Below are 20,279 nucleotides of genomic sequence, written 5' to 3'. Positions count from 1 at the left end.
CTTTATGCTTAATACGAAATGAAGTTTAACTATAAGGAGGATTTCGAAATGAGTATGCCTTTTTCTGAAACAACATTAGTCAAAGATATTGTGAATGAACAGCCGAAAACAAGTGATGTATTTAAACGTTACCGTTTAGATTTTTGCTGTGGGGGACATACACCATTAATTACTGCAGCTACCGAGCTATCTGTTAATATAAAACAATTAATGGCGGAATTAAATGAGGTTTATTTAAATGAAGAAAATCAAAAAGACAATATGGAAGTCTGGACTGATAGTTCTTCTGAAGAAATCATCAATCATATAAAACTTCATTATCATCGCCCGTTATTAGAAGAGTTAGCACAGCTCAGCCCATATGTGACTAAGGTGGCAAAAGTTCACGGTGATCATCATCCTGAGTTATTAAAGGTATATGAGCTCTTTTATGAGTTTAAGAAAAAAATGATTGAACATTCAGCTAAGGAAGAAGAAATAGTATTTCCGATGCTAGAAAAATTAGAAAACCCTACTACGGAAAACCGCAATGAGATGATTAGCTATATTCAAGAGCTTGAGAAGGAGCATGATCATGTTGGGGAACTTTTACGGTCTCTTCGTGAAGTAACCTCTGATTATGAGCTCCCACTTGACGCTTGCGGAACGTATACTCTTGTTTACAAACGCCTTGAAATGCTCGAAGAACAAACTTTTATGCATGTTCATTTAGAAAACAATATATTATTCGCGAGATATTTTTAAGAATGATAATAAAATATTAAAATGAACAGGAGGAAATCGGCTTAAAGGCCGATTTTCTTTTACTGCCAATTCCATAGAAAAACCCCTGACTAGTTCGATCTAGACAAGGGCCTTTTATCCTCCAATATAAGACATTTCTATTTTTTTCCGATATCTTGCCGTTTCCTCTGTCCGTTCATCGGAATAACGATCCTTTCTTCCGCTCCAAATATCGATAATGCGTTGTCTTATTTCCTCTTCTGAAGCACCATTTCTCATAAGTTCTTTCATATCATGGCCATTGCCATTAAAAAGACAGGTGAAGATTTGCCCATTTGCCGATAATCTCGCACGTGTACAGCTTGAGCAAAAGGATTCTGAAACTGACGGGATAAAGCCAACATCGGTTTGCGTTCCTTTATAGCGATAACGCTTTGCAACCTCACCGAAATAATCTGGATCGACAGGCTCTAATAAATAATGTTCTTTCAGAATTTCATAAATCTCTTTCTTCGTAATGACATCATCCATTTTCCAACCGTTTGTACTGCCAACATCCATATATTCAATAAACCGAAGCTGCAATCCTTGTTCTTTGCAAAACTTTGCCATTGGAACAATTTCCGATTCATTTAATCCTTTTTTCACTACCATATTAATTTTCACAAAAAGCTCTGCTTGTTGGGCTGCTTTAATCCCATTTAGAACAGTTTGAACTTTAACATTTCGACCATTTATTTTGCCAAACAGCTCATCATTTAACGAATCTAAACTAATATTGACCCGTAATAGCCCTGCTTCTTTCAACTCGCCTGCAAGCTTTGGCAACAAAACACCGTTAGTCGTTAAAGCGATGTCGTTTAAACCTTCTATTGCAGAAAGATTTTTAACAAGAATAGGCAAATCTTTGCGAAGTAACGGCTCGCCTCCTGTTAAACGAATTTTCTCGACTCCTAGGTCAACGAATATTCTTGCAAGCAATTCGATTTCCTCATATGTTAATAGCTCACTTTTTGGAAGAAAAGCAAAATCTGGACCAAAAATATCAGCGGGCATACAATAGGTGCAGCGAAAATTACAGCGATCAATAACAGATATCCGTAAATCTCTTAACGGCCGATTCAATTGATCTTTAATCATTGTTTTTCCCATCCGATCAACTCCTAACCGAGATTGATTCCTTTCACATATTGTAGCACACTTCTTAATAGGATTGTTTTTCTATCTTTAGGACTTAACGATGTTACTTAATAGTATATGTTATATACATCTATACTAGTATATTTATTCCTATGAGCCACCCTTCTAAATAGGAATTCCAATTATGAAGTTGTTTTCTTCCGTAATGCTTTCGGAATATAAACGCAAAACGGTTCGCTTTCCATATAATCACCTGTCATAGCATAGGCGCGAGATCGTGAAGCGCCGCAAACATTTCTAAATTCACATACTCCACATTTTCCCTTATATTTATCTGGATTTCTCAAATTTTTGAAAATCGGTGATTCCCGGTAAATTTCTGCTAGAGGTTGCTCTCTGACATTCCCAGCTTTGACAGGAAGAAGTCCGCTCGGATAGACATCACCAATGTGGGAGATGAATACAAAGCCATTTCCGTTCATTAACTCCTTTTGGCGCCCGTCCTAGCCCATCAATTGAGCCTGTTAGCCCTTGCTGTGTTAAAGCATCTAAATATTGTATATCGCCGTTTCGCGTTTTTTCCTCTCTCATTTTTTGTTGAATAACGACTCGGCGATAATGTTGGGCAGCCGTTGTTTTAATGTCAAAGAAAACTTTTTTGCTTAAATCATAAAGCCATTTAAATACCTTTTCATGTTCAACCGGTGAAATCATATCGCTTGTTTGTCCTCTTCCGGTAGGAACTAGGAAAAAAACACTCCATAAAACACATTTTAATTCTTCAACGACCTTAGCCATTTCATCTAAATATTCAATATTATACCGTGAAATAACAGTGTTTATTTGAACTGGAATTTCTAATTCATGCAAATACTTAATTCTTTCTATCGTTAAATCAAAGGAGCCTGCCGTGCCACGAAAATAATCATGAATTTCTGCAGTTGGGCCATCTAGACTGAAAGCCCAGCGAGATAATCCCACTTCCTTTGCCTTTTCAATCGCGGCTTTTGTCACATTTGGCGTCGCACTAGGTGTCATTGATACACGGATGCCCTTCTCAATGGCATATTTGGCAATATCAAAAACATCCCCTCTCATGAGCGGATCGCCGCCTGTAAACACGAGCATCGGATTATTCATTTCGTATATTTGGTCAATTAATGCTTTTCCTTCTTCAAATGATAGTTCACGCGGATCTCTTCTATATTGAGCTTCAGCCCGGCAATGCAAGCATTTTAATTGACATGCTCTCGTTAACTCCCAAATGACGATAAAAGGATCCTTTTGAAAATCGCGGCTAAAGGGCATGATTGAACCTTCCTCTCTCATTCACTTTTCCATTTCATTTAAATACTTCGAAACCTAAAAATGATTATGCAATCGTATTATAAGTGAAATATTGAAAGGACTTAGTGAGAGTTATCTCACATAAAGTGAATCTTCAGCCTTTATGGGCTGTTGGATCTCCCAATTCAGAATTTTTGTTTTCTTTACTTCTTATAGTGGGAGTCTTACAGCCCGTTAATCCGCGATAAGTTCAAAATAAAACAGCAAGAGCTTTAAGCCCTTGCCGTTATGAAATCGTAATCACTTCATATTTTGATGCTAACTCAATAAAGGTTGGCATACCGCTAATTTTGCCTGCTGCTAATTTGTTTTCCACTTCGTAATAATCTACACATGTTTTACAAGCGATGACTTCTACACCTTTATCTTCAAGTTCCTTTAGATGAACAGACACAAAAGAATCATCCGTTAAAGTAAAAACCCCGCTGTTCATACAAAAAATCGCTGCAGGCAAGTCCTCTCTCTGCTTTAATAAAGTGAAAAAAGTTTCAAGGACACCTTCCCCAAGCTCCTTATCCCCCTTGCCAAGCTGATCTGAAGTCACTAATATAACTTTATTCTTCATCACAGCTCACCATTAACGAATACCTAAAGCAATTTTTGCGTAACGTGACATTTTATCCTTTGACCAAGGCGGATTCCAAACAATATTAACTTCTGTATCCTTTACTTCTGGAATATCTGCAAGGGCACTTTTGACGTTTTCAACGATTGTCCCTGCAAGCGGACAGCCCATTGATGTTAACGTCATGTCTACTGTTGCCTTCCCATCCTCATCCATTTTCACATCATAAACTAAGCCAAGATTTACAATATCTACACCTAATTCTGGGTCAACAACAAGCTCCAGTGCACCCATGATACTATCTTTTAATTCTTGATCCATGTAAAATCAACACTCCTTCACTAATTCTCTACTTGCTATCTTACCAAAGATTACCCGGAATATGAATGATAGGCATCACATAAGAATAAATAATTTTCTAATTTACAAAAAGGATTCAAACCATTTCACTGTTTGTATGACACCGTCTGTACTAACCTTATGGCCGGCATTTTCATCGCTAATAAATTTTAGCCTTTCTGAATGCTCGTGGTATAAAGGCTTGATCGTTTCATAAAACTGATAGTCAGGGGCATAAGGGACAACGGGATCCTTCTTTCCGTGCCAAAATAGCATGGGCCTATTCCTTAGTTTTTCTGGATGGACACTTAAATCAAACTCTCTTAATTTAGTTAATAATTGGGACTTTTCGCTCTCAGATAGAGGAATAGACACTCCCCTTAATCTCAAGTTTTTTATTTGATTTATTGCAAACTGTTCATAATAAGGCATACCCATTAAGCTTACAGCTACTTTAATCCATGAATATTGTGTGAGAGCACCAAATGTAATGATTCCGCCCATTGAAGTCCCGACAACACCTATGCGGGCGGGATCAATTAAATTCTTCGCTTCAAAAAAGCGCTTTAATATATCTAGCTCTTTAATCGTTTGAATGATAATTTCCCAAAAATGAAGATCTAATTGCTTTTCAGTCAAGGAAGCAGCCCTCTCTCCATGATAGAGAGCATCAGGAAGAATGACACGGAATCCTTTTTCAGCCAGTAAATAGGCATAGTGTAAATTAAATTCCTTTCTGCTTGTAAATCCATGTAGAAAAATAATAAATGGCAGTTTTTTCACCCGTAAATTTTGCTTTACTACATGCAGAATAGGGATTTTATTTATTTTAGCATGTTCGACGGTTATCAAATGAATGCCTCCTCGTATAAGAGAATCAGTATATTATGATATGATTGGGATACGGCTTTGTTTTTTACAAATTTCATGTATATTTGTTAACATAGTGTATATAGTAAAAAAATTTCGGTGTAAAAAAGGAAGCACGAACCATTTTAGTGTACCATGCGGACTTTTATTTTCCCAAAGTTTTGTCTAGTTCCACAAGGAATGCTTCCATCAGCATCATCGCACGAGTAAAAGCGTTAGCTTTTATGAGGGGCGCATAGGGGCTCGCCGACTAAATGCACCACTTCCTATGGTAACATCGGAGGTCATAAGTCAGTCTGTCAAAAAGGTTAAAGAACAACCTTCTCGCCAGCCTGCTTTATGCTTGTCGCCCCTAATTAAGGCGCTTCTACATTTCGGCTACTCTAAATATAGAAAATACTGTAAAGAAGGTGTAATTATGGCCAAACAACATTTGATAGCATTAGATCTCGATGGAACTTTACTAAGAGATGATAAAACAATCTCCCTAAAAACGAAAAAAGTGATACAAAAAGCCCGTGAAGAGGGGCATATTGTCATGATTGCAACCGGAAGACCTTTTCGATCAAGCGAAATTTATTATAGAGAAATGAATCTTGATACTCCAATCGTCAATTTCAACGGGGCATTTGTTCACCATCCACAGAATAAAAATTGGGGAGTATACCATACCCCACTTGAAGTAAAAATTGCAAAAGAGATTGTCGACACTTGTAGTTCTTTCCATTTCCATAATATCATTGCAGAAGTCATTGATGACGTATACTTTCATTACCAGGATAAAAAACTACTGGAAATTTTCGGCTTCGGCGAGCCACAAGTAACGACGGGTGATTTGCGCAATTTTCTTCATGCCTCTCCGACAAGCTTGTTAATTCATACCGACCAGGAGCATGTGCAATCGATCCGTGATCATTTATCGAATCTCCATGCTGAAGTGATTGACCACCGCAGCTGGGCTGCACCGTTTCATGTAATTGAAATTGTCAAAGCTGGGCTCAATAAAGCTGTTGGGCTAAAAAAAGCGGCTGACTATTTTCAAATTCCGCCTGAAAGAATTATCGCATTCGGTGATGAAGATAATGATTTGGAAATGCTTGAATACGCGGGTTACGGCATTGCTATGGGCAACGGGATTGACCTTGTCAAAAATGTTGCCAAAGATGTGACACTAACGAATGAAGAAGATGGAGTGGCTACTTATTTAAATGAATTATTGAATTTAAAACTGTGAAGCCTGCTTAAAGCCCAAAATCTTCCCCTTTTTAAAATGTTTCTTTGGAGCATACTAACAAACGAGGCAGCAGTTCAGCTGTTTCATGAATAATTGGAGGGGATTCGAATGGGTAGACGTAATAAATCGAAACGCTTTGTTCAGCAAGGAGTAGATTCCGTTACTAAGCATGCAGAACGTATCCCTTATCATTTAACATATGCTGAGGCCGAAGCAGAGAAGATGGCGAATGTCAAAAATTCATCCATTGGAGGAGCATAAAATGGGGAATAGACTATTTCAAGAGGCGAGACAATTTGTAAATTCGGCTAAAAGTGCATTCCCTTCTGAGCAGGCAAGCGCGGTTGCGGTAGCCCAAAACGCATTAAGCTCCGCCTATGCCAATTCAACAAGAGCGGAACAGGCCCAGCTTGCTGAAATGCAGGCAGAGCTTGATCAATTAACTTAACTGCAATTAAGAAAAGCGCAAGCGCCTTCGGAACAATTAAAAAACAAATTGTTCCTGCGATGATTTTTCGAAGAAGCTTTCCTTGGTGTTCACCCCCGACAAGCACAAGACGAGCCTCTCGGAAAGGTGAGCTTTACCTTTCTGGGAGGATTGGCTTGTGACCTCGAGGTCGACAAAAGCGCGACGTTCTCCCAAAAGCTTCTCTTTTGGTCGTGCGATAATTACGCTGTCGAAGCTTTCCTTGTCCTGTCGCATTCTCGACACTAGTACTTCCTGTACATCAGGGGGAGGCGCTGGAGCTAGACATTTCTTATTAAAAAATCCAACAAGCTGGCCGTGTCAGCTTTGTTGGATTGTTTCTAACTTAACGGGAAGACCATTTATTATTTGTCCCTCTTTATTTCGCTCAAATAAATATAAAATTACAGCCCCATTTTCCGGCAGATCCCTTTCCGGAATATTAACCTCTAATCTAAATGTTGACCAAGATGGAAATACTGCCTTTGTGTGAACTTGTTTTTCGGAAACGAGTTCATTATGTCCATCTTCCACTACATAATAAAAATGCCCATTTTTTGTTCGTGATTCTCCAGTTACGACATACTTCCCATTTTCACCATTTACTTGCATAACTCGAAATGTTTCATTTATTAAGGTAGCCTCTTCCCCACTATTTAAATAATGAAGGATCTCTCCAGTCATTGAGGAAAAGGAAGAAAACATAAATAAGCATGAAAATATTAATGGCAGCATTTTATCACTCCAATGGTCATTTAATCCTTACGGAAAAATCCTAATACACCAACTGTTTCCACAATATTAGTAAAAGCATTTGAATCTACGCTTTTAATTATTCTCTCCAGATCAAATAATTCATAACGAGTGATAACAATCATCAGCATTTCTTTATCTTCGTTTGTAAAAGACCCTTTTGCAGGTAATATCGTAATCCCTCTTACTAGATTTTCGTGAATCGCTTTTTTCATTTCATGCGATTTTTTCGTGATAATCATGACGGTTAATTTCACATGACTTGTATGAATCGTATCAATTAACTTTGAAGTGGCGTACAGTGCAACGATTGTATAAAGTGCCTTTTCCCAGCCGAATAGTGCACCCGCCGTAATAATTATGATAGCATTTAACGCAAAAAAATATGTGCCTACCGGTTTATCACTCATTCGCGACAAAACCATCGCGATAATATCCAATCCTCCAGTTGAAGCTCCCCATTTCAAGGTAATCCCAACACCAACAGCAACAAGGACTCCCCCAAATACAGCGTTTAATAATATATCATCTGAATATTTTGTTATTGGAATAACCTCTAAAAAGAAAGACATTAACAATACACTAATAATGCTATAGAGGGTGAATGACTTCCCGATTTTTTTCCATCCAAGAATCGCAACAGGAATATTAAGTATAAAGAGAAAAACACCTGTTGATATCTTTCCACCTAGAATACTCGATAAAAGTTGAGCAGCTCCTGCAAATCCGCTTGCATAAACATTTGCCGGGATTAAGAAAAAGTTCATGGCGATTGCCATGAGAAGAGCGCCAATTAAAACAACGATAAATTTTTTAAATTTTAACCAATACATAGATGATCTCCTATCTAACTTATTAATTATTACCCAAAAATGGTATTTATATTGTCTTTTCACATTCATTTATATAAACTAAAAATATATATAGTTTGGAAAGTGGGTGAATATGTATGTCAGTAAAAATTTTAACCGACAGTGCATGTGATTTACCTTTAAGTTTTTATAAAGAAAATAATATAACGTTAATTCCGTTAAAAGTCCACTTAGATGATACTGAATATGAAGATTTAGTTACGATAAATCCTGCAACAGTTTATCAAGCAATTCGCGAAGGAAAAGTTCCAAAAACATCGCAAGCTTCTCCTGTAGCTTTTGAAGAAGTCTTTACGCAAATGGCTAAAAACAATGAGGACGGTATTTATATTGCCTTCTCATCAGAATTATCTGGTACATACCAAACGGCCGTTATGATGCTTGAACAAGTAAAAGAAACATATCCTGACTTTAACTTAACGATTGTTGACACGAAATGTGCATCCCTTGGTTTCGGATTAATTGTGCAGGAAGCTGCAAAGCTTGCGAAAGAAAATGCGTCCAAAGAGGCGATTTTAGAAGATATAAATTTCCGTTGCCAACATATGGAGCATTTATTTACTGTTCACGATTTAGATTACTTAGCTAAAGGTGGTCGTGTTTCGAAAGCATCTGCTTTTTTAGGCGGATTGTTAAACATCAAACCTCTATTAAATGTTGAAAATGGGAAGCTTGTCCCTATTGAAAAGCATCGCGGAAAAAAGAAGCTTCTTCGCCGAATCATTGAAATAATGCAAGAAAGAGGCGCAAACTTTGAAAACCAGATCATTGGGATTAGCCATGCGGATGATGAAGAAACCGCTCTGGAAATGAAAGATTTAATTAAGAAAGAATTTCATGTTAAAGATGTTTATATTTCCTCAATTGGAGCTACTATTGGCTCCCACACTGGTTCAGGCACGATTGCTATCTTTTTCTTAAATAAATTAATATCATAAGCAATCGGCGAATAGCCGATTGTTTTCATTCTGAACATCCATCTCTAAAACGCATACTCCTATTCATTTTTACAGACAATAAAGTCGCAAGTCTAATTGCTGCAAAATATGGAAAGGAGTAATTTTATTATGCCCCACACATCTGATAATGATAAAAAAGCGCAGGATAATAATGCACTAAGACATGAAAAGAATATGATGCGCGAGAAAAATCGCAAAGCAGGCAAGCATCAATATTCTAAGAAAACAGATCATCTCTAACGAAAAGCGGAAGCGCCTTCGGAACAATCAAAAGACGATTGTTTCCGCGAGGATTATTCACAAAGGCTTTCATTTGTGCTTTCCCCCAACATTGTCGACACTAGTACATCCTGTACAGCTGGGGAAGGCGCTCCTCCTAAAAGCTAACGCTTTTACTCGTGCGATAATTATGCTGCCGAAGTGTTCCTTGTGGAGCTAGACAAAATAAATGAGCAAGCAGTCGCTTGCTCATTTTTCTTCCTTCAAATATGTCCAGCCTTCTTCTTGATTAACTTTCCCTTCTTTCATCAATCGGCCGAGTGCCCGTTTGAAAGAAGCTTTGCTTAGCTGGAAGCGGTCTTGAATATCATCTGGGGCGCTTTTATCGCTATAAGGCATTGCACCATTGCGAGATATTAAATAAGAGAGGATTTTTTCCGAATCTTGATCAAGCGCTTCTTGCTTTCTCGGTATTAATGAAACATTAATCGTTCCATCCTCTTTCACATCAATAATTCTTCCTTCAACTTTTTCGCCTAAACGTGGTTCTATTTCCCGCTGAGATTCATGGATAAACCCTTTAAATCCTTCCGCCGTATAAATCCAGCTCCCGACCTTAGCCGTTCTGTATATATGGCCGTGAATATTTTTATTAAAATCCTGCCTTGTCGCTTTCACCGACATTTGTTCAATGATCGGGTCGGTGGCCACTTTAACATATATGCGATTATTCCGGTTAACCCGCAATGTAATATACAGCAAATCGCCTTCCTTTGGCCAAACAGACTGATGAACTGGAAGATCTTCTTTCCCTAGCAGCATGTCCTTTTTAATGCCAATATTTAAGAAAGCGCCAATCCCCTGCTTTACATCACTAACAGTTGCCCAACCGTAAGATTCTGTTGTGATCTCTGGGAGCATCGTCGTTGCTGCGATTCTTCCTTTAGAATCGGTGTATAGAAAAACTTCAATTTCTTGACCTTCTTCAAGCACCTTATCTGTTTCATTTTTATGCAATAAAACATCCTCTTGGCCATCCGATAAAAAGTAGCCAAATTCCGCTAATCTCTCAACGGTAAGCTGTACAGTCCTGCCGATATGATTATTTATAGACATTTATTAAGCCTCCATATTCAATTTAATATTTTCTCATCTATTCGAAAGTGAACTTATATCTCCTAAAGTTGTTTGGACTGCTATATTTTACTATAATTATGAGTAAAGTAAAACTTCTTTTCAAAAAGGTGTCTTTCCAATAGCACTTTTTGAAATGAAATGAACCTGAAGGAGGAAATTATGTCAAAAGAAAGTTCATTTGATATTGTATCCAAAGTTGACTTCTCTGAAGTAACGAATGCCATTAATATTGCAATGAAGGAAATTCAAACACGCTATGACTTTAAAGGAAGCAAAAGCAATGCCTCACTTGATAAAGAAGAGCTTGTGCTCATTTCTGACGATGAGTATAAGCTTGGTCAGCTTAAAGATGTTTTAATTAGTAAGATGATTAGAAGGGGCATTCCAATTAAAAACCTTGATTACGGAAAAATTGAAGGTGCCTCAGGCGGTACAGTGCGCCAAAGAGCGAAAATTGCTCAAGGAATCGATAAAGAGGATGCAAAAAAAATCAATACGCTCATTAAAAACAGCGGACTGAAAGTAAAAAGCCAAGTACAGGATGACCAAATTCGCGTAACAGCCAAAAGCCGTGATGATCTGCAAAAGGTGATTTCTGCAGTTAAAGAAGCTGACTTATCTGTAGAAGTTCAGTTTGTAAATTATAGATAATATCAAAAGCGGAAGCGCCTTCGGAACAATAACGCTTTTACTCGTGCGATGATTATGCTGCCGAAGCGTTCCTTGTGGAGCTGGACGAATCAAAAGCCAAAGGAAGCTATAACTTCCTTTGGCTTTATCTTTACGGTTGCGGTCTATTTCTCTTTGATCTTCTCCAAAGTGCAATAACGAAGCCAATAAAAGCGCTCCAAACAATAACCGTAGCCGCAACGTAAGGAATATTGATCCCTGATTTCGGTGCTAATACATAAATTTCTGCTTCTTCTCTATCAATAAAAAGCTGATATTGCTGATCATTACTCTTAACTAGGTCATTTGTTAAGAGGCCGCGAAGCTCTTTATTATCTGCCAGTTCACTCGCACTTATCGTAATACTTTGTGATTCTGAACTATTATTGATAACAATAACAGTTGTTTCACCCTCATAAGTCCGTTTATAAGCAATGACGCCATTTTCCTCTGCCAGCACCTTTACATCTCCCCTAGTGAGACTAGGCAAGCTATTCCGTAATTCACCGAGCTTCGTCATATAGTCAATAAGATCCTTATCCGTTCTGAAATCCATCATCCTATGACTGTCTGGTCCCAAACCACCATCTAACGCTATTTCACTTCCATAATAAACTATCGGAATCCCTGGAGTCGTGTATAAATATGTGAATGCAAGCTTCCATCTCGGGCCCGGATGCTGATTTTTTGTAATGACATCACGAGTGAATCGCTCTATTTTATCATCATCCATTAATGTTCCCATTAAATATGGATCTTTATATGTAGACAGTAATTCCTCTTTACGAGTTATAAGCTCATTTAAACTCTGATCCACTTGAGCATATGCGGGTCTTAAAGATTCCATTAGCGGGAAATCGATGAACCCGTCAATTCCTGTATCCTCATATTCAGTAATAAAATGTGGATCATTTGACCTGACCTCTCCAAGAATATAAAAGTCGTTCTTTACCGACTTCACTTCTTGAACAAAATCAGTTAAAAAGTCTTTTGAAGCGCTATTGACTTCAGCAAGAAAGTATCCGTCAACTTTCGTTTCACTAATCCACCATTTAGCGGCATCGATTAAATGATCATTCACCTCATGATTGTACTGATTAATCGGGAAACTCAAAATGACTTTCATATTTCTATTATGAGCTTCAGCAACAAGTGTTTTATACTCATCAATTGTACCAAAATGCTCCTCTGTATTATAAAAATCCTTCACCCAATATCCGTGATAGCCCTTTTCCTCATTATCAAAAATAGGTGTCAGCCAAATAGCCGTAAAGCCCATATCACTAATATAATCAAGCTTATCGACAATCCCTTTAAAGTCACCGCCATGAAAGCTTTGCGGATCTTTCACATTTACATGAAAATCATTTTTAAAATCACCATTATAAAAACGATCCACCATTAAATAATAAATGGATTCATCCTGCCATTTTCGATCTTCTTTTTCAACTGCTCCTACTGGATGAGCGTAAAAAAGAAGCAACGGAATTAAGATAAAAGCCCATACTCTATTTACCATTTCCGCTCCTCCCCCTCCTATACATATACAACCTCTTTAGATTAGCCCTTTATCCCTTGTTCCGTCAAATTTTTAATAAAAAAAACACCTAGATTTAGATACTAAATTAGGTATTCATCCATATCAGAATACTTCTTATGAGAATATCCTTTTTATAGGAGGTACTTTTTTGCCATAAGGACATTCGGTTTTCTTTGATTAAGGTTATAAAAATCAAGAAAAATGTCTAAAAAGATTGTTAAGGGAATCAGATGGAGGTTTATTATGGATAGACAGCAGCGAACGAAACTAATAGAATATCAAACCCGGTCATACACAGAAGGAATCATTGAATACATTAATGATCAATGGGTATTTTTTGATAAAGAAACGGACGAAGCATCATTACTGGAAGATTTCCTCCAACAGGAAGTAGAGCTATTTCGATTTAAACGCTGGAAAAAAGGGATTTTGTTTGAATCAGGTAAGGTCGGATTAGACAATGAAGTCTTTCTTCTGAAAGATCAAGACTCTGTTCGCATACGTAAGCATCTTGTGTTTTCTTTAGAGAAATTGCTTGAGGAAATGAATGATGATGCCTTTTTCCAATTTATTACGACATTAAATTCCTTGGAGTTTTCCATTTTCGATTGTATTTATTGTTATAATCAACTCTCTTTTCTCGACCGAAATGAAAGAAAAAGCGGTGTGAATTTCATCGTTTTTGATAATCAGGAACATATTTGCAATGTCCAGCACCATTTTAGCTACTTCGAAAAAATGAACGACCGTTTTGAATTTACATTAAACAGTGGGAAAAGAATGGTCATTGAAAAGATTTCTTCATAAAAAGTAGGGTGACTCACGTTTTGAGTCACCCTTACTCGTTTTAATTCAATCTTGTTTACGGACTAATTCCCTTAATCCTTTTTCAAAATCAGCAATCATTAATGGTTTGTGAATATAGAAACCTTGAGCATAGTGGCAATTCAATTCCTTTAGCAAATCAATTTGTTCTTTTGTTTCGACGCCTTCAGCTACTACCTTTACTTCAAGCCCGTGTCCCATCGTAATAATCGCTTTGACAATCGCAATATCATAAGTATCAACGCGCAGATTATTAATAAAGGAGCGGTCAATTTTTAACGTATTAATTGGTAATTCCTTTAAATAGCTTAATGAAGAGTAGCCTGTTCCAAAATCATCAATTGATACTTTAACACCTATCTTTTGGAGCTCCTTCATAATTGAAATACTGTATTCAATGTTCGTTAGCATTGTACTCTCAGTTAGCTCTAACGTTAAATACTGAGGCTTCAGCTGGGACTCGCTTAAAGCCTGTTTGACATCATCCAGAAAGCTAGGCTGCTGAAACTGATAAGCTGATACGTTCACTGATACAGAAAGATGACTATTCTCGATTGATTGCCATTTTTTGTTTTGCATACAAGCTGTTCGCAGTACCCATCTGCCGATCTCGAGAATTAACCCCGTTTCTTCGGCCAAAGGAATAAAGTCTGCTGGCGAAACAAGACCTAGCTTTGGATGGTTCCAGCGGATGAGCGCCTCACTGCCAAAAACCTTCCCTGTCCCTAAATCGATTAATGGCTGATACATTAAGAAAAATTCATTTTTCTGCAATGCCTTTCTTAAATAGCTTTCTAATTCAAGCCTGCTTATTGCTTCCTCATTCATTTCAGTAGAGAAAAAGGTTATTTGGTTTCCGCCTTTTTGTTTGGAGCGATTCGTTGCAATATCAGCGTTTTTCAAAAGCTCATGCTCGTCCATCCCGTCTTCAGGGTAAAAGCAGACTCCAATACTAGCAGTTACGAAGTACTCTTGATGCTTATGATATACTTGCTTCGAAATTTCCATTAATATCGACTTCGATACTTTCATAACTGCTTCTATTTGAACTTCCCTTGACATAATGACAGTAAATTTATCTCCGCTAAATCTTCCGAGATACGAACCGCTTGGCAATACTTTTTCAATTCTATAGGCAATCTCTTTTAATATGAAATCGCCCGCATAATGTCCTAAACTGTCATTAATGAGCTTAAAACGATCCATATCTATAGAAAGGACAGCAAGCACCCGTTTTTTCTTTTTGGCTAGCTGAAGCATTTCTCCAAGCTGTTCAGTGAATCTCATTCGATTCGGCAGGCCAGTATCATGGTCGAAATTCGATAATTCAGTGATTTTTTCTAAAAGAGATTTATAGCTTTGCTCTTGGACACTTTCAAAAGAATCACGTTGAAGTAATATAGAGCTTAATTCTTTTTTTTCTAAAATTGTAAAGGAAATAACAGGCACATTTTCACTTAGTTTCTCTGTGAAAATTTCACTCGATGTCGTACAGCTAATAACAGTGGCTAATGATGCCTTTTCTTTTACAATGTACTGTAGGTTATGTATAAAAGTCTTATCTGTATTTCCAGTAAATATTTGTACAAGCAAGTTCGGGTATTCGCTTAGTTTATGTTTGTCTATAAAATGATTTAATTGATCGTTATCATCATAAAAACACATGTATGTTTTAGCCATGGGGTCCCCCACTAATTCCGCGACGTATTTATAAGATAAAAATACCATAAAATCTGGAATGTTGATATGTCTAAAAACAGAAAAAACTGCCTATTCAGCAGTTTTTTAAGGAATATATAGTTTTTTGGCGAATTTTGTCTATGTCATAAACGTTAATGGAAGTCTAACAAATCCTAAATAGAGAACGAGAATAAGAGTTACAACAAATAATAACCAAAACGTTGTTGTTTTCTTTCCCTTTACTGACCGGACAATAATCATTTCCATGAAACCGATAACGGCAACTCCAAGTAAAGATTTTAAGATATAAAGCATGCTAATGCTATTTAGCGAGCTTAAAATCCAAATGCCCGTCCCGATAATTAATAAATAGAATAGCCTTAAGATCATTTGCACTACTTTTAATCCTCTTGCTTTTCCGCTTTTATGTAATCCTAAAGCAATGAAGAATAATACAAGTGCTAAAACCCATGTTGTAATATGTGCATGAATCATCAATGCAGCCTCCTTAACTAAAATCGATTACATCATATCATACTTAGCATATATTTCCTAAATATAAGAATTACCCCAAAAGTTTAAATTTCAATTTGATTAGATAATGTTCCAATATTCTCAATCGTTACTTCGACTCGATCTCCCGATTGTAAAAACCGTGGCGGCTTGAACCCTTTACCTACTCCAGCTGGTGTTCCCGTTGCAATAATGTCACCTGGTTCTAGTGTCATTCCTTGAGAAAGGGTAGTGATGATATCCTCAACAGAGAAAATAATATTTTCAGTGTTGGAATTTTGTCTTACTTCCCCATTAACCGTTGTTTGAATATGGAGCTTATTTGGATTTCCTACTGTTGATTTGTGGACAATCCATGGGCCCATTGGGCATGTTGTATCAAGACTTTTCCCAATAAAGAATTGCTTATGACGAGTTTGCAGATCCCTAGCCGTTATATCGTTAACTATTGTATAACCAAAAATATAATTAAGTGCCTCTTCTTTCTTAATTCCTTTTCCTGTTCTACCAATAATAATTGCTAATTCACCTTCATAGTCTAGCTGAGCTGTTACTTCTCGATGATTAAGAACTGTATCCTTATGTCCAATCACTGTTGTTGGAGCTTTCGTAAACACCATGACATGCTCTGGAATATCATCCTTGCTTCCCATTTCAATCGCATGTTCAGCATAGTTTTTACCGACGCAGAAAATATTTTTGCTTGGTTTCGGAATGGGAGCCATTAGCTTCACTGCTTCAACTGGAATAAATAAATCTTCGTGGGCAGCGGCATAATCTAATAGATTATGCACCTTCTGGATTAACGAATCTCCTAATGCAATACAATCAATTAGGTTTTCAGGAAACTCTCTGCTTCCTGACTTCTTTACTGATGCATGATTAAGCGGCAAAACTTTTGTTTCTGCTTCATTAATAACTCCTACAAAAACTTCTCCGGCATATTCAGCTGTAACAAATTTCACATTAGCACCTCATTTTTTCGTAATTATCTGCCATTTCAAATTATACATTGAATTGCAAGATTTATCAGCTAATTACATCACTTCTCTTAGCTTAGCTTCGTTTCATCTTCGGTAAGCGGAAATAAGTAAAGCTTCTCCAGAGCCACTCCACCGGACCGTAATAATAATGGCGTAACCAATAGCGGCTAATAATTACTTGAAATATGTAGATGACGATAACCATGATCGTTCCGGTAAGGACTGAAACCTTTCCATACAAACCTAAACCATAATGATAGAATATGAGAGTTGAAATGGTTGATTGGAATAAGTAATTGCTCATTGACAGTCTGCCAACATAGGACAATGGGTAAAGGAGTTTTTTCACCTTTTGCTTATGCGCTAAAAGTGCAATGGACATGGCAAAGCCAATAGCTAATAATGGTCCCCCAAAAATGTCTTGTATATAATCTGTCGCAGGATTTCCGCCAAATATATATGGGGTCAATTTAAAAAACATTCCCGTTAATAAAGAGATGATTAGTAAATTCCGCAGTAGCTTCGTATGCTTTTCTACGTTCTCAAGCCACTTAAGCTTAGCTGCCCCCCCACCTATTAAAAACAATGGAAAAATTGACACAATCATAATTGGTAAAGTCTCTAAATTATTAGCAAAAGACCATTCTCTGAATCTTTGAACCATTATTTCTGAAAAACTCCCATTCTGGTATGCTTGTAGTGCCGCCTCTGCAATCTTCGGATCAATCAAAGCTAAATCCCCTTCTGGGCTAAAAAGGACGGCAATAATTAATAAAAATATTAAAAGAATGTTTGGAATCGCATATAAGAGAAAACCCGTAAGAATTAAATTTTTCCCATTCATCCTAATAAAAAGCAGAAATAAAAATCCCATTAATGCGTATGTAATTAATATGTCCCCATGCCAAATGAGGAAGGCATGAACGATCCCAATTACGAGCAGGAGCGTTAATCTTCTCACCGCCATCTTGCCAAAATGCTGCCCCTTCAAAATCGCTTTTTCTCTAAAAATAACTAAGCTATAACCGAATAGTAGTGAAAAGAGTGTATAAAAGCTCGCCTGCACAAAGATATCAATAAACCGATATACTGTATGATTAACCGGTCCCTTCCACCATTCATAAGGATCAATAAATGGAAACGGTGAATGAAAAGATAGCATATTAACAAGAAAAATTCCTAAGATGGCGAAGCCCCTTATCATATCTAATGAGAGAATCCTTTCCCGTTCCGAAACCGGACTTAAATGTTGATTCATAAACGTCTCCTTTTCTAAATTTTGTAAATAATATATATAATAATAGAAGAATAGTAGGCAAACTGTCCAGTTTTTACATTAAAAACATCATAAAAATCATTTTTTCAATGAGCGGTAAGTTTTTCTAGGCACAATCTGTATTTAGGCACATAGGATATTAAGAGAAATAAGTGTAGAGGGTGTCATTATGCCAGCTATCGTTGGAGTTGCACAGGTCGTTTCAATTGGAAGCAGTGGAGTATTTCATATTGGAGATGTTTATAAGATTATGCCGGTATCAAGTGCAAAAACCTTTTCAGGGGCTGGTTCCTTTAATACAGGTGATGGCCTTAGTATTTATAATCAGCAGAGCAGTACGAACGTAAATGATTCAGATGGAATAGATCAAGCTATATTATTAAATGCTTAATTGTAGGGTGAAATGATGAACTTTTATATTAATCAATCCATTAATATTAATTTCATAAAAATTGGCGGGATCACAAATTCCTCTGTCCTGCAGATTGGCAGTGCCGGAATTATTAAACCTGCTGCGCATTTGTATAATACAGGCGGATTTACTGGGCCCGCACCTCAAGCGCTCCATCCCGGTATTGGTGCAGAAGGAGAATATATTGAAGCCCCAGCGGTTCCATTAGGCGGAGGTGGAAGATAACTTAAAGACCATTCTCAAGTTTCGAAATAAGTGGGGTGGTATGTATGAATCAGGAATTATACTCTTACCTTCAAAAAATGCACCTCTTTATAGAAGCCCAAGAGAAGAGAATTTCTTACCTTGAAAAAAAGGTAAAGGAATTAGAGAAGCTTACAGGAGAATTGAAAACACGACCACCTATACGAGTTGACAGGATTGAATATAAATTTGACCAATTAAAGGTTGAAACTTTAGATGGAACTTTGAATATCGGTCTGAATCCATCTGAACTTCAGGAGATTGAGGATTTTGCGATAAATAATAAAGGTATCAACACTCCTAATCAGCCTAAGGTTCATTTTCAAAGGACGATGGAACTTGAAGAGGAAATGTATAAATATTTGGAAACTGATTTACAAGGTGTAATTGAGGAGACAGCTCAAGCATTAAATACTACAGTCGATGAATCATATACAACTTTTATTAAAGAAGATATTAAAAAGCAGCTGCCAATTCGCATCGAATACTATCTTAAGCAGCAAGCGGCGGCACCAAAAAGGGAACAGAGTCCCGAAAATGAAGAATCTGATTTAAATCAGCCCATAGTTGAGCAATTAAAAAAAGAAATAAGAAACGGTGTTCAAACGTTTCTTAAAAATCTCCCAGAAAATATGAAGGGAATGAAGAATGAATGAACTATGAAGTATATAACCGTGATATTTGTGTTGGCAATATACGGGTTATTGGGGTTTCTAGCTCATCACTATTAATGGTCGGCGACACCCAAACCATCCAGCTCGCCTCCGTTTTTGATACACCTGCTGAATCCTTAATCATCGGCCCTTTTGTTCCATTAACACGAGAGTGATGTCACATGCTTAGCAGAACATCAATTGTAGATCAATTTCATGTAGATACGCTTATCATTGGATCTGTTATCGAAATTGGTGATTCAACCTTTATCCAAGGTTTTTCGCGGGCTTTAGCCGTCCACCGAGAAGTAGATACGTTTTTTGGAAATGAAGGGAACTTCGCTTCCTATCGAGCATATACAAAACCAATTCCATTTCCTCTCATTGATGAGGCTATTACTATGCAGACAGTTAATCTTTCTCCCGCTATCAAAGTGAACAGCATTAATATTAATGGGGTTTCTGCGTCAAGTGTCGTTCATATTGGCAGCAGTCAGCATATCGCTATGGAGGCAAGGATCAAGCATATTAGACAGCTCCAGTCTAGAAACTTCCCTGAAGGACAAAGTGAGGAAACACAAATTTACGAATAAAGGAAGATTGATATGCCAGCTATTATCGGTCCGGTACAAATTATTAATGTTGGAGGAGGTATCGTCCAGTTCGGGGATGCACTTTTTATTTCACCTAAATCAGCTACAAAAACATTTGCAGGGCAAGGGGCATTAAGTATTGGGGGATTTGTAATTACGAATAATGGTTTAAGTGCAACCAATGTTCTCGATACGAACCTCATTGATCAGCCTATCGCCGGAAATAATTAAAAATCGGCAAGGGACCTCTAGGGCCTCTTGCCGATTT

The 20,279-nt window shown here is 37.3% G+C and carries 26 protein-coding genes and 1 pseudogene; 14 read left to right on the top strand and 13 right to left on the bottom strand.

The annotated features are described in order from the left end of the window. Nucleotides 1-48: 48 nt before the first annotated feature. Nucleotides 49-744, top strand: coding sequence for an iron-sulfur cluster repair di-iron protein (gene ric, locus F7731_RS06060; protein ID WP_151533875.1), 696 nt, complete (start codon nt 49-51; stop codon nt 742-744). Nucleotides 745-858: 114 nt separating this feature from the next. Here ric and moaA read toward each other — a convergent pair whose 3' ends face one another. The 5 genes and pseudogenes from moaA to F7731_RS06035 all read right to left on the bottom strand — a co-directional run bounded on the left by moaA (nt 859) and on the right by F7731_RS06035 (nt 4,966). Further along, on the bottom strand, nt 859-1,875 hold the full coding sequence (gene moaA / locus F7731_RS06055; protein ID WP_151533874.1) for a GTP 3',8-cyclase MoaA: 1,017 nt from the start codon (nt 1,873-1,875) through the stop codon (nt 859-861). A 170-nt stretch (nt 1,876-2,045) separates the two neighbouring features. Further along, nucleotides 2,046-3,171 (bottom strand): annotated as a pseudogene (locus F7731_RS06050) (TIGR04053 family radical SAM/SPASM domain-containing protein). A gap of 265 nt (nt 3,172-3,436) precedes the next feature. Continuing rightward, a complete protein-coding gene (locus F7731_RS06045) occupies nt 3,437-3,775 on the bottom strand; it encodes a DsrE family protein (RefSeq protein ID WP_151533873.1) in 339 nt (112 codons plus the stop codon). Between the two features lie 12 nt (nt 3,776-3,787). Then, entirely contained in the window at nt 3,788-4,096 is a 309-nt protein-coding gene (locus F7731_RS06040) for a metal-sulfur cluster assembly factor (RefSeq protein ID WP_151533872.1), read from the bottom strand. Between the two features lie 102 nt (nt 4,097-4,198). Further along, nucleotides 4,199-4,966, bottom strand: a complete 768-nt coding sequence (locus tag F7731_RS06035) for an alpha/beta fold hydrolase (RefSeq protein WP_151533871.1) — start codon at nt 4,964-4,966, stop codon at nt 4,199-4,201. 436 nt (nt 4,967-5,402) lie between these two features. Between F7731_RS06035 and F7731_RS06030 the strand changes: the two genes are divergently transcribed. The 3 genes from F7731_RS06030 (at nt 5,403) to F7731_RS06025 (ending at nt 6,666) form a co-directional block, all read left to right on the top strand. After that, nucleotides 5,403-6,218, top strand: a complete 816-nt coding sequence (locus F7731_RS06030) for a Cof-type HAD-IIB family hydrolase (protein ID WP_151533870.1) — start codon at nt 5,403-5,405, stop codon at nt 6,216-6,218. 108 nt (nt 6,219-6,326) lie between these two features. Further along, complete coding sequence (locus F7731_RS26360) at nt 6,327-6,479, top strand: hypothetical protein (RefSeq protein WP_170289641.1); 153 nt, start codon at nt 6,327-6,329, stop codon at nt 6,477-6,479. A gap of 1 nt (nt 6,480) precedes the next feature. Beyond that, nucleotides 6,481-6,666 (top strand): DUF3813 domain-containing protein, encoded by a 186-nt coding sequence (locus F7731_RS06025; RefSeq protein ID WP_151533869.1) that lies wholly within the window; start codon nt 6,481-6,483, stop codon nt 6,664-6,666. A 339-nt stretch (nt 6,667-7,005) separates the two neighbouring features. Here the strand turns inward: F7731_RS06025 and F7731_RS06020 are convergent, their stop codons facing one another. Together F7731_RS06020 and F7731_RS06015 are read right to left on the bottom strand one after the other, a co-directional pair. Beyond that, nucleotides 7,006-7,419 carry a Gmad2 immunoglobulin-like domain-containing protein gene (locus F7731_RS06020; protein ID WP_151533868.1) on the bottom strand — a complete coding sequence of 138 codons (414 nt, stop codon included), beginning with the start codon at nt 7,417-7,419 and terminating at the stop codon, nt 7,006-7,008. A 20-nt stretch (nt 7,420-7,439) separates the two neighbouring features. Then, on the bottom strand, nt 7,440-8,270 hold the full coding sequence (locus tag F7731_RS06015) for a YitT family protein (RefSeq protein ID WP_151533867.1): 831 nt from the start codon (nt 8,268-8,270) through the stop codon (nt 7,440-7,442). Nucleotides 8,271-8,386: 116 nt separating this feature from the next. Here F7731_RS06015 and F7731_RS06010 point away from each other — a divergent pair, with 116 nt between their 5' ends. Together F7731_RS06010 and F7731_RS06005 are read left to right on the top strand one after the other, a co-directional pair. Further along, on the top strand, nt 8,387-9,247 hold the full coding sequence (locus F7731_RS06010; RefSeq protein WP_151533866.1) for a DegV family protein: 861 nt from the start codon (nt 8,387-8,389) through the stop codon (nt 9,245-9,247). A gap of 129 nt (nt 9,248-9,376) precedes the next feature. After that, a complete protein-coding gene (locus F7731_RS06005; RefSeq protein ID WP_009794054.1) occupies nt 9,377-9,508 on the top strand; it encodes a DUF3941 domain-containing protein in 132 nt (43 codons plus the stop codon). A 228-nt stretch (nt 9,509-9,736) separates the two neighbouring features. On the opposite strand, the gene F7731_RS06000 is transcribed toward F7731_RS06005, so the two are convergent. Beyond that, on the bottom strand, nt 9,737-10,603 hold the full coding sequence (locus F7731_RS06000) for a CvfB family protein (RefSeq protein ID WP_151533865.1): 867 nt from the start codon (nt 10,601-10,603) through the stop codon (nt 9,737-9,739). Between the two features lie 180 nt (nt 10,604-10,783). On the opposite strand from F7731_RS06000, the gene F7731_RS05995 reads away from it, so the two are divergent. After that, nucleotides 10,784-11,275: a YajQ family cyclic di-GMP-binding protein gene (locus tag F7731_RS05995; RefSeq protein ID WP_151533864.1), complete on the top strand. Its 492-nt coding sequence runs from the start codon at nt 10,784-10,786 to the stop codon at nt 11,273-11,275. Nucleotides 11,276-11,405: 130 nt separating this feature from the next. On the opposite strand, the gene F7731_RS05990 is transcribed toward F7731_RS05995, so the two are convergent. Beyond that, entirely contained in the window at nt 11,406-12,812 is a 1,407-nt protein-coding gene (locus F7731_RS05990) for an alpha-amylase family glycosyl hydrolase (protein WP_151533863.1), read from the bottom strand. Between the two features lie 264 nt (nt 12,813-13,076). Here F7731_RS05990 and F7731_RS05985 point away from each other — a divergent pair, with 264 nt between their 5' ends. Continuing rightward, nucleotides 13,077-13,640 carry a DUF2777 domain-containing protein gene (locus tag F7731_RS05985; RefSeq protein ID WP_151533862.1) on the top strand — a complete coding sequence of 188 codons (564 nt, stop codon included), beginning with the start codon at nt 13,077-13,079 and terminating at the stop codon, nt 13,638-13,640. Between the two features lie 45 nt (nt 13,641-13,685). On the opposite strand, the gene F7731_RS05980 is transcribed toward F7731_RS05985, so the two are convergent. From F7731_RS05980 to F7731_RS05965, 4 genes are all read right to left on the bottom strand, one after another. Next, nucleotides 13,686-15,338, bottom strand: coding sequence for a putative bifunctional diguanylate cyclase/phosphodiesterase (locus F7731_RS05980; RefSeq protein WP_246197140.1), 1,653 nt, complete (start codon nt 15,336-15,338; stop codon nt 13,686-13,688). 138 nt (nt 15,339-15,476) lie between these two features. Further along, entirely contained in the window at nt 15,477-15,833 is a 357-nt protein-coding gene (locus F7731_RS05975; RefSeq protein ID WP_151533860.1) for a YisL family protein, read from the bottom strand. A gap of 83 nt (nt 15,834-15,916) precedes the next feature. After that, nucleotides 15,917-16,816: a fumarylacetoacetate hydrolase family protein gene (locus F7731_RS05970; protein WP_151533859.1), complete on the bottom strand. Its 900-nt coding sequence runs from the start codon at nt 16,814-16,816 to the stop codon at nt 15,917-15,919. A 91-nt stretch (nt 16,817-16,907) separates the two neighbouring features. Next, on the bottom strand, nt 16,908-18,092 hold the full coding sequence (locus F7731_RS05965) for a DUF418 domain-containing protein (protein ID WP_151533858.1): 1,185 nt from the start codon (nt 18,090-18,092) through the stop codon (nt 16,908-16,910). Nucleotides 18,093-18,279: 187 nt separating this feature from the next. Here F7731_RS05965 and F7731_RS05960 point away from each other — a divergent pair, with 187 nt between their 5' ends. Genes F7731_RS05960 through F7731_RS05935 form a run of 6 tightly spaced genes read left to right on the top strand, consistent with a single transcriptional unit; the run spans nt 18,280 to nt 20,242 of the window. After that, nucleotides 18,280-18,501 (top strand): spore germination protein, encoded by a 222-nt coding sequence (locus tag F7731_RS05960; protein ID WP_151533857.1) that lies wholly within the window; start codon nt 18,280-18,282, stop codon nt 18,499-18,501. A gap of 15 nt (nt 18,502-18,516) precedes the next feature. Further along, entirely contained in the window at nt 18,517-18,747 is a 231-nt protein-coding gene (locus tag F7731_RS05955; RefSeq protein WP_151533856.1) for a spore germination protein GerPB, read from the top strand. 44 nt (nt 18,748-18,791) lie between these two features. Further along, on the top strand, nt 18,792-19,421 hold the full coding sequence (gene gerPC / locus F7731_RS05950) for a spore germination protein GerPC (RefSeq protein ID WP_151533855.1): 630 nt from the start codon (nt 18,792-18,794) through the stop codon (nt 19,419-19,421). Continuing rightward, on the top strand, nt 19,418-19,594 hold the full coding sequence (locus tag F7731_RS05945; RefSeq protein WP_151533854.1) for a spore gernimation protein GerPD: 177 nt from the start codon (nt 19,418-19,420) through the stop codon (nt 19,592-19,594). The genes gerPC and F7731_RS05945 overlap by 4 nt, the downstream gene beginning before the upstream one ends. Nucleotides 19,595-19,600: 6 nt before the next feature. Beyond that, entirely contained in the window at nt 19,601-20,011 is a 411-nt protein-coding gene (locus tag F7731_RS05940) for a spore germination protein GerPE (RefSeq protein ID WP_151533853.1), read from the top strand. A gap of 12 nt (nt 20,012-20,023) precedes the next feature. Beyond that, nucleotides 20,024-20,242: a spore germination protein gene (locus F7731_RS05935; protein ID WP_151533852.1), complete on the top strand. Its 219-nt coding sequence runs from the start codon at nt 20,024-20,026 to the stop codon at nt 20,240-20,242. Nucleotides 20,243-20,279: the final 37 nt, after the last annotated feature.

It is taken from the genome of Cytobacillus depressus, from assembly GCF_008923245.1.
Lineage (GTDB): Bacteria > Bacillota > Bacilli > Bacillales > Cytobacillaceae > Cytobacillus > Cytobacillus depressus.
This window is presented reverse-complemented; position numbering and strand designations above follow the sequence as displayed.

Bases quoted from the DNA above. Each gene is read 5' to 3' on its own strand.
- ric (WP_151533875.1), top strand. From the start codon at position 49: ATGAGTATGCCTTTTTCTGAAACAACATTAGTCAAAGATATTGTGAAT.
- moaA (WP_151533874.1), bottom strand. From the start codon at position 1,875: ATGGGAAAAACAATGATTAAAGATCAATTGAATCGGCCGTTAAGAGAT.
- F7731_RS06045 (WP_151533873.1), bottom strand. From the start codon at position 3,775: ATGAAGAATAAAGTTATATTAGTGACTTCAGATCAGCTTGGCAAGGGG.
- F7731_RS06040 (WP_151533872.1), bottom strand. From the start codon at position 4,096: ATGGATCAAGAATTAAAAGATAGTATCATGGGTGCACTGGAGCTTGTT.
- F7731_RS06030 (WP_151533870.1), top strand. From the start codon at position 5,403: ATGGCCAAACAACATTTGATAGCATTAGATCTCGATGGAACTTTACTA.
- F7731_RS26360 (WP_170289641.1), top strand. From the start codon at position 6,327: ATGGGTAGACGTAATAAATCGAAACGCTTTGTTCAGCAAGGAGTAGAT.
- F7731_RS06025 (WP_151533869.1), top strand. From the start codon at position 6,481: ATGGGGAATAGACTATTTCAAGAGGCGAGACAATTTGTAAATTCGGCT.
- F7731_RS06020 (WP_151533868.1), bottom strand. From the start codon at position 7,419: ATGCTGCCATTAATATTTTCATGCTTATTTATGTTTTCTTCCTTTTCC.
- F7731_RS06015 (WP_151533867.1), bottom strand. From the start codon at position 8,270: ATGTATTGGTTAAAATTTAAAAAATTTATCGTTGTTTTAATTGGCGCT.
- F7731_RS06010 (WP_151533866.1), top strand. From the start codon at position 8,387: ATGTCAGTAAAAATTTTAACCGACAGTGCATGTGATTTACCTTTAAGT.
- F7731_RS06005 (WP_009794054.1), top strand. From the start codon at position 9,377: ATGCCCCACACATCTGATAATGATAAAAAAGCGCAGGATAATAATGCA.
- F7731_RS06000 (WP_151533865.1), bottom strand. From the start codon at position 10,603: ATGTCTATAAATAATCATATCGGCAGGACTGTACAGCTTACCGTTGAG.
- F7731_RS05995 (WP_151533864.1), top strand. From the start codon at position 10,784: ATGTCAAAAGAAAGTTCATTTGATATTGTATCCAAAGTTGACTTCTCT.
- F7731_RS05990 (WP_151533863.1), bottom strand. From the start codon at position 12,812: ATGGTAAATAGAGTATGGGCTTTTATCTTAATTCCGTTGCTTCTTTTT.
- F7731_RS05985 (WP_151533862.1), top strand. From the start codon at position 13,077: ATGGATAGACAGCAGCGAACGAAACTAATAGAATATCAAACCCGGTCA.
- F7731_RS05980 (WP_246197140.1), bottom strand. From the start codon at position 15,338: ATGGCTAAAACATACATGTGTTTTTATGATGATAACGATCAATTAAAT.
- F7731_RS05975 (WP_151533860.1), bottom strand. From the start codon at position 15,833: ATGATTCATGCACATATTACAACATGGGTTTTAGCACTTGTATTATTC.
- F7731_RS05965 (WP_151533858.1), bottom strand. From the start codon at position 18,092: ATGAATCAACATTTAAGTCCGGTTTCGGAACGGGAAAGGATTCTCTCA.
- F7731_RS05960 (WP_151533857.1), top strand. From the start codon at position 18,280: ATGCCAGCTATCGTTGGAGTTGCACAGGTCGTTTCAATTGGAAGCAGT.
- F7731_RS05955 (WP_151533856.1), top strand. From the start codon at position 18,517: ATGAACTTTTATATTAATCAATCCATTAATATTAATTTCATAAAAATT.
- gerPC (WP_151533855.1), top strand. From the start codon at position 18,792: ATGAATCAGGAATTATACTCTTACCTTCAAAAAATGCACCTCTTTATA.
- F7731_RS05945 (WP_151533854.1), top strand. From the start codon at position 19,418: ATGAACTATGAAGTATATAACCGTGATATTTGTGTTGGCAATATACGG.
- F7731_RS05940 (WP_151533853.1), top strand. From the start codon at position 19,601: ATGCTTAGCAGAACATCAATTGTAGATCAATTTCATGTAGATACGCTT.
- F7731_RS05935 (WP_151533852.1), top strand. From the start codon at position 20,024: ATGCCAGCTATTATCGGTCCGGTACAAATTATTAATGTTGGAGGAGGT.